General features: G+C 42.7%; 11 protein-coding genes. 5 read left to right on the top strand and 6 right to left on the bottom strand.

Annotation, left to right across the window (positions count from 1 at the left end; translation table 11 throughout):
* Nucleotides 1-80: 80 nt before the first annotated feature.
* From ABYU67_RS03580 to ABYU67_RS03595, 4 genes are all read right to left on the bottom strand, one after another.
* Nucleotides 81-797, bottom strand: coding sequence for a cytochrome c1 (locus ABYU67_RS03580; RefSeq protein WP_372843640.1), 717 nt, complete (start codon nucleotides 795-797; stop codon nucleotides 81-83).
* Nucleotides 797-2,017, bottom strand: a complete 1,221-nt coding sequence (locus ABYU67_RS03585; protein WP_372843694.1) for a cytochrome bc complex cytochrome b subunit — start codon at nucleotides 2,015-2,017, stop codon at nucleotides 797-799. Before ABYU67_RS03585 ends, ABYU67_RS03580 begins: the two co-directional genes overlap by 1 nt.
* 7 nt (nucleotides 2,018-2,024) lie before the next feature.
* Nucleotides 2,025-2,609 (bottom strand): ubiquinol-cytochrome c reductase iron-sulfur subunit, encoded by a 585-nt coding sequence (gene petA / locus ABYU67_RS03590; protein WP_201551024.1) that lies wholly within the window; start codon nucleotides 2,607-2,609, stop codon nucleotides 2,025-2,027.
* 431 nt (nucleotides 2,610-3,040) lie between these two features.
* Nucleotides 3,041-4,981 carry an ATP-binding cassette domain-containing protein gene (locus tag ABYU67_RS03595; protein ID WP_372843641.1) on the bottom strand — a complete coding sequence of 647 codons (1,941 nt, stop codon included), beginning with the start codon at nucleotides 4,979-4,981 and terminating at the stop codon, nucleotides 3,041-3,043.
* A 206-nt stretch (nucleotides 4,982-5,187) separates the two neighbouring features.
* Here ABYU67_RS03595 and ABYU67_RS03600 point away from each other — a divergent pair, with 206 nt between their 5' ends.
* The 3 genes from ABYU67_RS03600 to ABYU67_RS03610 all read left to right on the top strand — a co-directional run bounded on the left by ABYU67_RS03600 (nucleotide 5,188) and on the right by ABYU67_RS03610 (nucleotide 8,829).
* Entirely contained in the window at nucleotides 5,188-5,469 is a 282-nt protein-coding gene (locus tag ABYU67_RS03600; protein WP_372843642.1) for a SlyX family protein, read from the top strand.
* A 210-nt stretch (nucleotides 5,470-5,679) separates the two neighbouring features.
* Nucleotides 5,680-6,903: an OmpP1/FadL family transporter gene (locus tag ABYU67_RS03605; RefSeq protein ID WP_372843643.1), complete on the top strand. Its 1,224-nt coding sequence runs from the start codon at nucleotides 5,680-5,682 to the stop codon at nucleotides 6,901-6,903.
* A gap of 369 nt (nucleotides 6,904-7,272) precedes the next feature.
* Nucleotides 7,273-8,829, top strand: a complete 1,557-nt coding sequence (locus ABYU67_RS03610) for an outer membrane protein transport protein (protein WP_372843644.1) — start codon at nucleotides 7,273-7,275, stop codon at nucleotides 8,827-8,829.
* A 314-nt stretch (nucleotides 8,830-9,143) separates the two neighbouring features.
* Here ABYU67_RS03610 and putP read toward each other — a convergent pair whose 3' ends face one another.
* Together putP and ABYU67_RS03620 are read right to left on the bottom strand one after the other, a co-directional pair.
* Nucleotides 9,144-10,643 carry a sodium/proline symporter PutP gene (gene putP, locus ABYU67_RS03615; RefSeq protein ID WP_372843645.1) on the bottom strand — a complete coding sequence of 500 codons (1,500 nt, stop codon included), beginning with the start codon at nucleotides 10,641-10,643 and terminating at the stop codon, nucleotides 9,144-9,146.
* 565 nt (nucleotides 10,644-11,208) lie between these two features.
* Nucleotides 11,209-12,081, bottom strand: a complete 873-nt coding sequence (locus tag ABYU67_RS03620; protein ID WP_372843646.1) for a LysR family transcriptional regulator — start codon at nucleotides 12,079-12,081, stop codon at nucleotides 11,209-11,211.
* Between the two features lie 311 nt (nucleotides 12,082-12,392).
* Here ABYU67_RS03620 and leuC point away from each other — a divergent pair, with 311 nt between their 5' ends.
* Both leuC and leuD read left to right on the top strand, forming a co-directional pair.
* Nucleotides 12,393-13,811: a 3-isopropylmalate dehydratase large subunit gene (gene leuC, locus ABYU67_RS03625; RefSeq protein WP_372843647.1), complete on the top strand. Its 1,419-nt coding sequence runs from the start codon at nucleotides 12,393-12,395 to the stop codon at nucleotides 13,809-13,811.
* Between the two features lie 48 nt (nucleotides 13,812-13,859).
* Complete coding sequence (gene leuD / locus ABYU67_RS03630; RefSeq protein WP_372843648.1) at nucleotides 13,860-14,510, top strand: 3-isopropylmalate dehydratase small subunit; 651 nt, start codon at nucleotides 13,860-13,862, stop codon at nucleotides 14,508-14,510.
* Nucleotides 14,511-14,633: the final 123 nt, after the last annotated feature.

Raw genomic sequence — 14,633 nt, forward strand, 5'->3', positions numbered from 1 at the left:
TTTAACGGTTTTTCAAAACATAAAAAAGCACTACCGAAGTAATGCTTTTTTATGTTTACATCTCAATTTTAATACTTAAATTATTTTACGTCTTTCCAGAACTCTTTGTTCAATAAGTACACTGGAATCAATAATACTAATAAGAATAAAATCACAAAGAAGCCAATCACTTGACGGTCGTGACGAACAGGTTCTGCCATCCACGCCATAAAGTTGACCAAGTCACCGACTTCAGACTCAAACTCTTCTTGACTGAGCTCTTCTTGCATATTGTGCAAGACGTGAGGCATGGCAGCATTGGCAAGTACTAAGTTATTAGCACCCCAGGGACGGCTTGGATCCTCATAGAATGACAACAGATACGTATATACCCAGTCATCACCGCGCAGACGTGTTTCAAGTGATAAGTCTGGAGGAGCGGCGCCAAACCATGATGCTTGTACTTCAGGATCAATCTCAGCATTGATATGATCACCGATTTGATCGGTGGTCACCATCAGATACTTTTCGACCAGCTCAGGTGGTATCTCTAAGTCTTTAGCAATGCGTGAGTGGCGAACGTACTGTGCTGAGTGACACCCAGCGCAGTAGTTCATAAACAGTTTGGCACCGTTTTGTAGTGAGCCTTTATTTGTAAAATCAATAGGGGCTGTGCTACAGGCTAAATGTTCTTCAACACCTTCAGCATTGACAAACGTACCGCATCCACCGCCGCCTGCTGCCAGTGCGCTACCAGCAGTCAAGGTCAATGCCGCGCCTAAGCCTAGACCAGCTAGGGATTTAATTAGCGTGTTCATTAGTGACCTCCGGTAACGCGTTCTGGTGGCTGTTTACACTTCTCAATAGCAGTGTAGAACGGCATCAATAAGAAGAACAAGAAATATAGAACAGTAAATATACGTGACATGATAGTCGCTGTTGGCGTCGCAGGTGTCGCACCTAAGTAGCCAAGTACGATAAAGCTAATCGCAAAGATAGTCAGCGCAATCTTAGACAAGATACCTTTATAACGTATCGATCGTACTGGTGATCTATCGAGCCATGGGATTAAGAATAATACGGCAATTGCACCACCCATCGCAATAACACCACCAAGCTTATCAGGAACGGCACGTAAAATGGCATAGAAAGGCGTGTAATACCATACTGGTGCAATATGCGCTGGTGTCTTTAGTGAGTTCGCTGTCTCAAAGTTTGGTGGCTCAAGGAAGAAACCGCCGCCTTCTGGGAAGAAGAACACTACTGCAAAGAACAAGATAAAGAAGACAACGATACCAACCATATCATGTACGGTATAGTACGGATGGAATTCGATACCGTCTAATGGTACGCCATTCTTATCTTTTAGCTTTTTGATGTCGATACCATCAGGGTTGTTTGAACCAACATGATGCAGAGCCACCAAATGCATAAAGACTAAGCCCACAAGTACAAGCGGAATCGCAACCACATGCAAGGCAAAGAAGCGGTTTAGGGTGATACCTGAGATAATATAATCACCACGAACCCACTCAGCAAGACCGTCACCAATGACAGGCAAAGCTGCAGGTAAGTTCAAAATAACCTGAGCGCCCCAGAATGACATGTTGCCCCAAGGGAGTAGGTAACCGAAGAAACCTTCCGCCATCAATGCTAGGTAAATACCCATACCGATAAGCCAAATCAGCTCACGCGGTTTCTGGTATGAACCGTATAGCAAGGCGCGGAACATATGCAAGTAAACAACCACGAAGAACGCAGATGCGCCGGTTGAGTGCATATAACGAATGAGCCAGCCGCCTTTGACATCACGCATGATGTATTCAACAGAGGCAAATGCCCCTTCGGCACTAGGGTTGTACATCATCGTTAGCCAAATACCAGTGACTAACTGGTTGACCAGTACGACCATAGATAGTACGCCAAAGAAGTACCAAAAGTTAAAGTTCTTTGGTGCATAGTACTTTGACATATGATATTCATAGGTTTCGGTCGCAGGAAAGCGCGCGTCAACCCAATGCATTAACTTTTTACCCATGCTCATATTAAGCCTCCCCAATCGTCAAGATGGTACCATCCATGCCGTACTCGGGGATAGGTAAGTTAAGCGGTGCAGGTACGCCACTATAAACGCGACCCGCTAAATCGTATTTAGAGCCATGACATGGGCAGAAAAATCCACCGTACCAGTCATTGCCACCTAAATCGGCTGCGCCAACATCAGGACGGTAGTTTGGTGCACAGCCTAAATGCGTACAGACGCCTTCTACTACCAGCACTTCTGGTGAGATAGAGCGCTCAGGATTTTTACAGTACTCAGGCTGCAAAGACGCATCAGAATCAGGATCAGACAATAATGGCTTTACTGAATCAAGCATGGTCAGCATCTCTTCAGTGCGCTTGACCACAAAGATAGGTTTGCCACGATATTTGACGACAATCATCTGTCCTGCTTCGATAGAACCAATATCTTGGGTCACTGCCGCACCGGCAGCCTCAGCTTTAGCGCTTGGGGTCCAAGAGCGGACAAAAGGTGTTGCCACAGCAGCTACCCCAGCTGCACCAATTACGGCAGTCGAGGCAATAAGAACTCTACGGCGTTGTACGTTAACGCCTTCGGCATGGCTCATTAATACTTCCTCCAGGTGAATGAAATGGGATTATCCCACACTGGGTTTGTGACTTGGAATAGAAACAATTATCAAGCCACGTTAGCTGTGCCTAATTTTGCTAATTGTTGCTATTCTAAGCTATTTTGGTCATAAAATAAATTATTGTGTTAAAAATAAAGCAACCTTGATAGGGCACGCTTTACCGTCAAACAAAGCGATTAAGACAGAACATCTTAATTATCAATAGTTAATAACGGCTTTATATCAACATAAATACGATGGATGATGACCTTATAAATGATAAGGGTATTCGGCAATAGCGAATGATACTTGAAATTACGATAATGTTCACTAACTTTCAGCACATCACTACTTTGTAAGTCGCTGTGACATGATTATCACCACATTATATTAGAAAATGATGATAATCATGTGCATCAGCTCTTAAATTAGCTCTCGAGTATACTCCAGCGCTCAAGCTTGGTCATCATCTCATCTTCGATAACCAGTAAGCGCTCACTTGCTGCAGTGGCCGCTTCCATATCTTGAGTGAACCAGCTGCCATCTGCCAGTTTTTCTTCAAGTTGCTGCTGCTCTGCTTCGAGTGCAGCAATTTCTTTTGGCAGATTATCAAGCTCACGCTGCTCGTTAAAATTGAGCTTTTTAGCCGCATTATTAGGCTTTGCTGCTGCCACTGGCTTATTGGCAGATTTACTATTAGCAGTATTAGTAGAAGACTTAGCTGCCTTAGCAGCTTCTGCTCGATTCTTTTGTACCAAATATTCTTGATAGCCGCCGACATATTCGCTGACCGTCCCTTTACCATCTTCATCGGTATCAAATACCCAAGTAGAGGTAACGACATTATCCATAAATGAGCGATCATGGCTAATGAGTAAAATCGTACCGCCAAAGCTTGCAACGGACTCCTCTAATAACTCAAGAGTTGCCATATCCAAATCGTTGGTCGGCTCATCAAGTACCAGAATATTTGCAGGTTTTAAAAGCTGCTTGGCAAGCAGTACACGGTTACGTTCACCACCTGATAGCGCCTTGACTGGCGTACGCGCACGCTCGGGTGCAAACAAGAAGTCTTGCAAATAGCTCATAATGTGTGTCTTACGACCTCCAACTTCGACAAAGTCAGAGCCTTCTGAAACGTTTTGCGCGACACTGGCTTCAAGATCTAACTGGTCACGCAGCTGATCAAAGAAAGCGATTTTTAGGTTGGTACCTAATTCAACGCTGCCTGTTTTGATCACATCATCGTCTGACATATCGAGTAGGGCTTTAATAAGTGTGGTTTTGCCCGCACCATTAGGACCGACGATACCGATTTTGTCACCGCGCATGATGGTGGTGCTAAAGTTGTCGACCAACACATGGTCATCATACTGTAGATGTAGATTTTTAACCTTACAGACCAGCTTGCCGCTTTTCTCGCCTTGGCCCATGGTGATATTAACATTACCCACTTGCTCACGGCGAGCGCTACGCTCTTCACGTAAGGCTTTTAGCTCACGGACACGGCCTTCATTACGAGTACGGCGCGCTTTGATACCTTGGCGAATCCATACTTCTTCTTGCGCCAGTTTTTTATCAAAATTGGCATTGTTCTTTTCTTCCGCTAATAACTGTAGCTCTTTTAGCTCTTGGTAGCGTGCATAACCGCCTTCGCCTTGCGTGACGTCATAGCTGGTCAATTGACCGCGATCAAGCTCAATGATACGAGTCGATAGTTTGTTCACGAACGCTCTATCATGGGTCACGAACAATAATGTCAGACCTTGCCAATCTAATAAGAAGCGCTCAAGCCACTCAATACTATCAACGTCTAAATGGTTGGTTGGCTCATCGAGGAGCAGTACATCAGGCTTAGTCACTAACGAGCGCGCCAATAATACACGGCGCTTACGACCGCCAGATAGTGATGACAAGTCAGCTTCTGGATCGAGACCCATCGTAGTAATTAAACGCGTCGCTTCACGTTCTAAATCCCAACCATGTACTGCATCGATGTCATGCTGCAAGTCTGCCATGCGCTCGCAGGCATCCATGTCACCATTTGCACATAAATCAGTTTGCGCATTATAGTTGATCAATAGCTCGGCGGTGCGTTTGCTGCCGCCCATAACGATATCTAAAATACGACCGCTAGATTCTGGCACGTCTTGCTCGAGCATCGCCACACGCACGCTACTATTAATAATGACTTCGCCGCTATCTGGCAATAAGCTGCCATTGATTAGCTTAAATAAGGTGGATTTGCCTTCGCCATTACGGCCAATCAAACACACACGCTCGCCAGCTTCAATGCTAAAGTCCACACCATCAAGAACAGGTGCAACGCCAAAAGCGAGATGAATATCTTTTAAATGTATCAGTGCCATAGAATATCTTAAGCTTATATAATAGAGAGATAAGGATTGTTGCAAAATTTGCAGCAGTATAACATGCTGTCACCTAACTGTAGTGTGTGTAAATAGAATTATCAGCACAATTTAATCAGTAGGATTTTATCTAATAGTCATGTAGTGGCTTAGTCATTTTGCCGCTACTTTAGACATCGCCCTAATATTTTAATATCGAGAAAAATATGAAAAAAACAGACTTAGAAAATAAAAATGTATCTGCTATTCAAGTTGACAATTTAGACACTGAAGCAAGCTTACAGTCACAGTTGATAGAGTTGCAGATGAATATGGCGCATCTTGAGCTTACCGTGGAGCGGCTTGATGAGGTGATCACCCGTCAAGACAAACATATTCACACCCTACAAAGACAGCTGCAGTTTATTTATAAGCAAGTTACAAGCCAAGATAGCGATGCAGGCGTGGCACCTTTTGACGTTATGGCAGATCGACCACCACATTACTAAACAAAATATCGCCATGCTTAATTAGCAAATAAATCAAATTTTATTAATTAAATTTATATGTAAATTTTTAATTAAAGACACTATTCAGTCATATTGAAGAAATAATGTTGTTTTAGTGTAAGAAAAACATTAGTATCTTTCCCCTTATATGCCGTCTACCTAACAAAGTTCGGGCTAGCGGTAAACAATGTGGATGTTTGGAGATACACAATGGGCGCAAATTTTAATCTTAAAACCCTTACAGTAGCTATCGCTGCTCTTTCTGTTGCTAGTGTCGCGAGTGCTGCGGGTCTTGATCGTTCAGGCCAAGATATCACAGCATTTTTACAAGATGGTGTGTATGCTGAAGCGGTCTACACTTATATTGATGGTGATGTCACTGGTAAAGATTCTTCGGGTAATAAAATTGACGATATCGCGGAGTCTTATGACTTTTTCCGCTATGGTGTAAAAGCGGATATCAATGACACGTTTAGTATTGGTGTTCTATATGATGAGCCTTTTGGCGCAGCAGCTGACTATAGTGGTAAAAATGATTTTGTTGACCAGAATCCTGTTTCGCCTAGAAATGGCGAAGGTACCAATGTAGAAGTACGTACAGAAAGTATTACTGGTATTGTTGGTGCAAAACTTGGTGAAAATAAAAACTTCCAAGTATACGCTGGTCCAGTAGCTCAGCGTGTGAAAGCCAATGTGAAGTTACGTGGCACAGCTTATAGTATCGCTAATGGTTATACGACAAATATCAGTGCTGATCAGGGCTATGGTTGGATAGCAGGTGTTGCTTATAGTAAGCCTGAAATTGCTCTGCAAGCGGCATTAACCTATCGCTCAGAAATTGAGCATAATACAGAGGCTGCAGAAATCTATCCTTTCGCTCAGAAAGTTGGTCTTTCTCCAAATAGAATCGATAATATTGAGATTACCACCCCTGAATCAGTGAATTTTGATTTCCAAACGGGTATTAATCCTACGATGCTAGCCACAGCAAAAGTGCGCTGGGTACCTTGGAGTGATTTTGCGATTACGCCATCATTATACAATGAGACTAGCCAAAAATTAGCAGGTCAGCCTGGTATTCCTCCTGAAGGTTTAGACTTGGTTAGCTATGATAAAGACCAGTGGCAGGTTGAATTAGGTCTCGCTAAACGTCTAACGCCATTATTAGCAGTGACCGGTACGGTTGGCTGGGACAGCGGGGCTGGTAATCCAGTCACATCTTTAGGTCCTATCGAAGGCTATTACAGTGCGGGTCTTGGTGCAAAGTATAACTTAACTGACAACTGGGCAATATCTGCTGGCGGTAAGTATCTATGGTTCGGTGATGCTAAAGGTCAGATACCGAGCAAAACTGTTGTTAGTGACTTTGAAGACAACGATGGATTTGCCCTTGGTGTGAAACTATCTTATCAAGCTAAGCAAAAATTTAACTAAAATATCATAAGTGAACTTGATATAAGTCTGATGTCATTATCTATAAAAAGCGATCCATAATGGGTCGCTTTTTCGTGTCTTGAATTAAAAATCTAGAATTGCTAACTACTAGATTTAAGTTTGCTGGGATTGAAATCTATGAGTTTTTTTGTGAATATTTGTTTTGTAATTTTGCTCGTTTTCTTCAGACCTAGATAAATGTACTGAACAGTCATTATTAAGAAATAAAGTGTTTTAAGTGTTGTTTTAGTGCTAAAAAGTGATTACTATTCATTCAGGACATCGTTTACATAAGTTTATATTTTGAGCAACAATGTTTAATATAAATTATGAAAATGATTTAACAACGAGGATGTTTGGAGATACTCAATGCGCGCTACTTTTCATTTAAAAACTCTTGCTGTAGCGATAGCTACTCTTTCTGTAGCTAGTATGACTAATGCTGCAGGTCTTGATCGCTCGGGTCAAGATATCACTGCATTCTTACCAGATGGCACCTACGCCGAAGCAGTCTATACCTATATTGACGCTGATGTCAGTGGCTTTGATAATGCTCGTGTTGCGACTGACGATAAAGGCTATGTTCAAGGTAATAGCACCGGTGACATTGCTGAATCATATGATTTCTTCCGTTATGGTGTAAAAACAGATATCAATGACACATTTAGTGTCGGTATCTTATATGATGAGCCATTTGGTGCTGCTGCTGCTTACACTGGGGATAATAACTTCACAGGCGCTCCAACTGCAGCGATTGATGGTCTCATTGCACAACAGTTAAACGGGAAGGTTCCAGGGCAAACAATTACTAGCGCTGCAGGCCTTGATACATATGTTAAAGGTGCTCAAGCAGTTATAGCGGATTCAGAAGTTCGACTAGAAGCAGGTAGACAGCAAGTTAGAGATGCACAAGCACTTTTAGCGCAAAACCCAGCACTTGCTCCTATACTAAACCCAAGAATTGAAGATGGGTTAGAACAAGTTGCACAAGGTGAAGCGGATTTAGCAGCAGGTAAAAAACGATTGGCTCCTTTAGAAGGGTTAAATGGTTACGCTGCTGGTCAACTTGCTAATACGGAAGGTACGAATGTTGAAGTGCGTTCTGAAAGTATCACTGCTATTTTGGGTGCTAAATTTGGTGCCAATAAAGAATTTCAAGTTTATGGTGGCCCAGTAGCACAACGTGTGCAGGCTGATGTTAAGTTACGTGGAAGCGCTTATGGGCCAGCGACAGGATATACGTCACATATTAGCCCAGATCAAGATTATGGCTATATAGTAGGGGCATCTTATAGCAAACCTGAAATTGCTTTAAAAGCAGCTTTGACTTATCGTTCTGAAATTGACCATAGGATGGACATTACTGAGACATATCCATTAGCAGGTCTTCAAGCTGGTAATCCGGCTGCAGCGACTCAAACTAATGCGATGGAAATTACAACACCAAAATCAGTAAACTTCGATTTTCAGACTGGTGTTAACCCAACAACTCTAGCCACCGCAAAAGTACGTTGGGTACCATGGGGTGATTTTAACATTACACCGCCTTTATATAATAAGGTTAGTGTCGATAGTGGGTTGTACGGCCCTGACGGTTTAGCATTGGTTGAGTATGGTGAAGATCAATGGCAAGTTGAGCTTGGTCTTGCTAAACGTCTAGCACCAGCTTTAGCGGTTAGTGGTACGGTAGGTTGGGACAGCGGCGCTGGTGATCCAACAACGTCACTAGGTCCTGTCGATGGCTACTACAGTGTCGGTTTAGGAGCAAAATACAATGTTACTCCTGAATGGGCGGTATCAGCTGGTGGTAAATACTTATGGTTTGGTGATGCCAAAGGTCAGTTACCAACCAAACAAATCGTTGGTGATTTCCAAGATAATGATGGTTACATTCTTGGTGTGAAGCTTTCTTACCAAGGAAAATAAGAAGTTATTATAGACAACTAAGTTAGACATGAGAAAGCGATCCATTATGGGTCGCTTTCTTGTTGGTTGAATTTAAATAAATATAAAGATCATAGAGATATGTAGATAAGGCTTCATAGAATTGATGGAGAATAGCCATCAGATTATAGAATTTAGAGGGTTGCTTATACTTGTTTTTGCTATACTAATTAATGAGCTAAGAGCAATGAGCGTAAGGTATAATCTAGCATTTAGGAAGTCTGATCAGACAATTAAAAACCTCGCTACTATGACAGTAGCGAGGTTTTCATTTCATGACGATAATCCAACGATACTTATTTATCTAAGTTCATTTCCATCTCTCTAAACTTCGCTGAGACTGAAGCTTTTGGACCACCTGTCATGATACTTACAGCAAAGATGGCAATGGTACTTAAGATAAAACCTGGCACAATAGCATATAACCAGCTATTTAAGGCCATACCATTCATCTCAAAAGGACCATAAATCCATAAAATAACGGTCAATGCGCCGACAACCATGCCTGCAACTGCACCATTTCGGTTCATACCGCGCCAGATTAGACTGAAGATAACCAGCGGTCCAAATGCCGCACCAAATCCTGCCCAAGCGTTAGAGACCAAGCTTAATACAGAGCTTTCAGGATTAGAAGCCAGCAAAATAGCAATGATGGCGACCGCAATAACAGACAGACGACCCACCATTACTTGGCGTTCTTCTGGAGCATCTTTATCAAAAAATAGCTTATACACATCTTTGGTTAATGAGCTCGATACCACCAATAGCTGAGATGAGATGGTACTCATGATCGCGGCTAAAATAGCAGCTAACAAGAAACCTGAAACGAGGGGTGTGAATAAAAACTGTGTAAATACTAAGAAAATAGTTTCAGGATCATCAAGGGTCATTGCTGTCTTTTGTACATAAGCACGACCTGCAAAACCTGTCATCAATGCACCAATTAAACTGACAATCATCCAGCTCATACCAATGTTTCGTGCCGTTGGTATGTCTTTGACTGAGCGAATAGCCATAAAGCGCACGATGATATGTGGTTGACCAAAATAACCCAAGCCCCAAGCCATCAATGAGATAATGCCAAGGATGGTCATACCGCTGGTGACATTAAGTAGGTTTGGATCAATGTTTCTGACCGCTTCAGTCGTGGCTGAAATGCCGCCAAGATCAGTAAAGGCGACGACAGGGACGATCACCATGGCAAATAGCATGATGACACCTTGTACAAAGTCGGTCATGGATACGGCTAAGAAACCACCGAATAAGGTATAGGCAACGACCACACCAGCGGTGACCCATAGACCCGTGCTATAAGAAAGGTTTAGTGAGCTTTCAAAGAGTTTACCGCCGCCAACCAAGCTTGCTGCGGTATAAACGGTAAAGAATAAGATAATTACGACTGCTGAGATAACTCGCAGCATGTGCGATTTATCCTCAAAGCGGTTAGCAAAATAATCGGGTAAGGTAATGGCATTGTCAGCGACTTCCGTATAAACGCGCAGGCGTGGTGCCACAATGATATAGTTTAAAAAAGCACCCAATGTCAAACCAAGTGCAATCCAGATGCTGACGACACCGTCCGCATACATATAGCCCGGCAGGCCAAGTAGTAACCACCCTGACATGTCTGAAGCACCTGCTGACAGTGCAGTCACAGCTGGACCTAGGTTACGACCACCAAGCATATAGCCTTCAGTATCGTTTGATTGCTTAAAATAAGCATAAACCCCAATGCCAATCATCACTAAGAAATAAGCGCCAAGTGATATCAGTACGCCGCTAGAAACTCCGTTCATATAAATAGTCCTTAACCAACATTGTTGGCTGTCATTATTTTTAACGAGAAAATTAAGTCTTGCAAGACGATGTTAGAAACAATATCTATAGACAAAAAAAGCCATTAAGTAGGACATAATGGCTTTTTTCCAATATCTTCTGTTAGTTTTATATGATTGATGCTGTTTTAGTGCCAATACTTATTAAACAGTATTGTATAGAAAAGGGCAAAGATATTGCTGTCTTACTGGATTAAATGCCATCTTCTCTTTACCGCTTGCCAAATAATAGCCACTTATATAACCAATCATTTAAAACCATTAAACCTACTGTTTACTATCATATATTACTGAAGGTGTGCAATATATGATTATCAGTGTCAGTTGGGTAAAATTATGTTATAAAAAACGTCAGCGGCATTATAACGTATGAATGTCGCAAATGCTAACGCCATGTTTTGCTAGCAAGTATTATTTTATCAAGTAGAGCTATTTTAGCTATTTTAGCTATTTTAGCTATTTAACTACAGTAGACTACGTGCTTTTATCAAGTAAGTGGCTATTTAGCAACTTGCTATTAGATTCACTATTCAATGGGTGCTAGCAAATCTAATAGCGCAGTCACACTGCTTGATTGGGTCAGTTTTGGATTAATAACCACGCCTAAATGACGCTGCAATTCGATATTATCTGCCATATCTATGCGCTCTAAGTCTTGACTAATCATGGTCTGCGGCAATACTGACCAACCAAGCCCTACAGACACTAGCATACGAATAGATTCAAGCGGGTTGGTGCTCATGGTGGCATAAGGTTTTAGATTATGTTTGGCAAATTCCGCTAAGGTGATTTGACTGGTAAAGGTATTGGCAGATGGTAAGATGGCAGGGTAGCGCGCCAATTGCTCAAGCGTCACATTAGACTTACTCGCCAAAGGTGACAAGGTGCCAGTCATAAAATAAAGCGGGTCTGACCATAGCGTATGATAGGTCAAACGCTTGTCATAAACAGGTGGCAGAGTCAAAAAGGCTAAAGATAAATCACCATCAAGCACCGCTTTATGGGCGGTTTCTGAATCAACGAAATGCACCTCTAGCTGTACGGCAGGATAGGCTTGGATAAAGTGCTTAAGAACAGGGGCAAGATGGTGCAAGCCTATATGATGGCTCGTACCAATGACAAGCTTGCCGGATACAATATGCTTAGAATGCTGCAGATTGATTTTAAAGTTTTCATAATCTTCAAGCCAGCGTTTGGCATGAGGTAACATCTCACTGGCGGCTTGGGTTGGGACAATACCGCGACCCACCGTATCAAATAACGTGATATTAAACTCATCTTCTAAGTTTTTGATGCGTTTACTGACCGCAGGCTGAGTAATAAAAAGCTTTTCTGCTGCACCCGAAATGCTACCTGTATTCATCACAGTCACGAATGTCGTCAAATTTGTGGTATTCACACCGTTGTCCTTAGCTGTATAGCGAGCTATAAATAAAAGTTGGCTGAGCCAATCATAATGTATTAGAAATAAAAGTTTGCAACTATGAAAGAATCATCAATTATTATTATAGGATTAGCCTGCTATAATCACAAGACATCGAAACGTATTTTCGACATATTTATTGTATTTACTTGATAATCTGCGCCATAACTCTTATTTTAGGCATCAATTATCGCAAACATTAGTAAGTAATAGATAAAACCACAGTCTAAATACTAGGGTTTTAGTAAATGAGAATACAGTCATTAGCCACTAAAAAGGATAGCAATATGGCCGGTCAAACGTTATATGACAAACTTTGGAATGCTCACGAAGTCACCAAGCGTGATGATGGTTCGAGCCTGATTTATATCGACCGCCATTTGCTCCACGAAGTGACCAGTCCGCAAGCGTTTGAGGGTTTGGAGTTGGCTAATAGAGCGCCGTGGCGTTTATCAGCCAATATTGCAAGCCCGGATCATAATGTGCCGACAGTCACCAAAGAGCGCTCAGAAGGCGTGGCAGGTATCAAGGATAAGGTCTCACGCTTACAAGTACTGACCTTAGATGAAAACTGTAGCAAATTTGATATCGCTGAATTTACCATTAATGATGCACGCCAAGGTATCTTGCACGTGGTCGGTCCTGAGCAAGGCTTAGTGTTGCCTGGTATGACGGTTGTTTGCGGCGATTCTCATACTGCCACGCACGGCGCACTTGGCTGCTTAGCGCATGGTATCGGCACCTCTGAAGTTGAGCATGTCTTGGCAACCCAGTGTTTGATTCAAAAGAAATCAAAAAACATGCAGATTCGGGTCACCGGTAAGCTTGGCGCTGGCGTGACCTCAAAAGATGTGGTGCTTGCTATTATTGCCAAAATCGGCACCGCTGGTGGCACCGGCTATGCGATTGAATTTGCGGGTCAAGTGTTTGAAGATATGAGCATGGAAGGTCGTATGACCGTCTGTAATATGGCAATCGAAGCGGGCGCACGCGTCGGTATGGTTGCCGTCGATGATACGACCATTAACTATGTGAAAGGGCGTCCTTATGCGCCAACTGCTGAGCAGTGGCAGCAAGCGGAAGCTTATTGGCGTACCTTGTATTCAGATGACGACGCTGTGTTTGATAGCGTGATTGAGATTGATGGTAGCGAGATAGCCCCGCAAGTGTCTTGGGGTACCTCACCTGAAATGGTCGTTGATATTACTCAATCTGTGCCAACGCCTGATCAAGCCGTTGATGAAGCGCAAGAAGAAGGCTGGTTACGTGCTTATACCTATATGGGCTTGCAGGCGGGTCAAAAAATTACTGATATTCAGCTTGATCGTATTTTTATCGGCTCTTGTACCAACTCACGTATCGAAGATTTGCGTGATGCTGCCGCCGTGATTAAAGGTCGTAAAGTTGCTGATAGTATCAAAGAAGCGATCGTAGTGGCTGGCTCTGGGCAAGTGAAGTTACAGGCAGAAGCAGAAGGCTTAGATGCGTTGTTTACGGACGCAGGTTTTGAATGGCGTGAGCCTGGCTGCTCGATGTGCCTTGCGATGAATGCGGATAAGCTTGAGCCGCAAGAGCACTGTGCCTCAACATCGAACCGTAATTTTGAAGGTCGTCAAGGCAATGGTGGTCGTACGCATCTGGTCAGCCCAGCGATGGCAGCAGCGGCAGCGTTAGCTGGTCATTTTGTTGATGTGCGCACCTTTTAATCGTGACGCTTTATTTATCAATAATAAATATATTTGATAGGACATACTATGCAAGCTTATAACACCCAAACCGGTATCGTTTGCCCACTTGATCGCGCAAACGTTGATACCGATCAAATTATCGCCAAACAGTTTTTAAAGTCTATTAAACGTACTGGTTTCGGGGTCAATTTATTTGATGATTGGCGCTATCTCGACGAAGGCTATCCGGGTCAAGACAATAGTGCACGTATTATCAATCCTGATTTTATTTTAAATCAGCCGCGCTATCAAGGCGCGACCATCTTGCTCGCGCGCCGAAACTTTGGCTGTGGCTCAAGCCGTGAACATGCTCCTTGGGCGCTTTCAGAGTATGGCTTTCGTACCGTGATCGCACCAAGCTTTGCCGATATTTTTTATAACAACTGCTTTAAAAATGGCATGCTACCAATTGTATTGGATGAAGAAGTCGTTGATAGCCTAATGAAAGCCACATTTGCCAATGAAGGTTATGAGCTGACTACCGATCTTGAGCGTCAAGTAGTGATTACTCCAACTGGTGAAGAGTATGCGTTTGAAGTCGATGACTTTCGTAAGCACTGCTTATTAAACGGTCTTGATGATATTGGGCTGACGTTGCAGCAAAGCGATGCGATCAAAGACTATGAGCATAAAATGATGCAAAAAACGCCTTGGATATTTAATGAGGTCAGAGCCTAGTGGTTAATCATAAAATCAAACCACTAATGGCAAACGATGAATAACGAATATGAGTCGCCATAAAAACGGGCTTAGCGCTAATACAGCGTTGAGTTATGGCGATTAAGTGGCTAAAATGAACGC

Origin of the sequence: Psychrobacter sp., assembly GCF_041554015.1 — a bacterium.
In the GTDB taxonomy this organism is placed as follows: Bacteria; Pseudomonadota; Gammaproteobacteria; order Pseudomonadales; family Moraxellaceae; genus Psychrobacter.

Bases quoted from the DNA above. Each gene is read 5' to 3' on its own strand.
- ABYU67_RS03580 (WP_372843640.1), bottom strand. From the start codon at position 797: ATGAACACGCTAATTAAATCCCTAGCTGGTCTAGGCTTAGGCGCGGCA.
- ABYU67_RS03585 (WP_372843694.1), bottom strand. From the start codon at position 2,017: ATGGGTAAAAAGTTAATGCATTGGGTTGACGCGCGCTTTCCTGCGACC.
- petA (WP_201551024.1), bottom strand. From the start codon at position 2,609: ATGAGCCATGCCGAAGGCGTTAACGTACAACGCCGTAGAGTTCTTATT.
- ABYU67_RS03595 (WP_372843641.1), bottom strand. From the start codon at position 4,981: ATGGCACTGATACATTTAAAAGATATTCATCTCGCTTTTGGCGTTGCA.
- ABYU67_RS03600 (WP_372843642.1), top strand. From the start codon at position 5,188: ATGAAAAAAACAGACTTAGAAAATAAAAATGTATCTGCTATTCAAGTT.
- ABYU67_RS03605 (WP_372843643.1), top strand. From the start codon at position 5,680: ATGGGCGCAAATTTTAATCTTAAAACCCTTACAGTAGCTATCGCTGCT.
- ABYU67_RS03610 (WP_372843644.1), top strand. From the start codon at position 7,273: ATGCGCGCTACTTTTCATTTAAAAACTCTTGCTGTAGCGATAGCTACT.
- putP (WP_372843645.1), bottom strand. From the start codon at position 10,643: ATGAACGGAGTTTCTAGCGGCGTACTGATATCACTTGGCGCTTATTTC.
- leuC (WP_372843647.1), top strand. From the start codon at position 12,393: ATGGCCGGTCAAACGTTATATGACAAACTTTGGAATGCTCACGAAGTC.
- leuD (WP_372843648.1), top strand. From the start codon at position 13,860: ATGCAAGCTTATAACACCCAAACCGGTATCGTTTGCCCACTTGATCGC.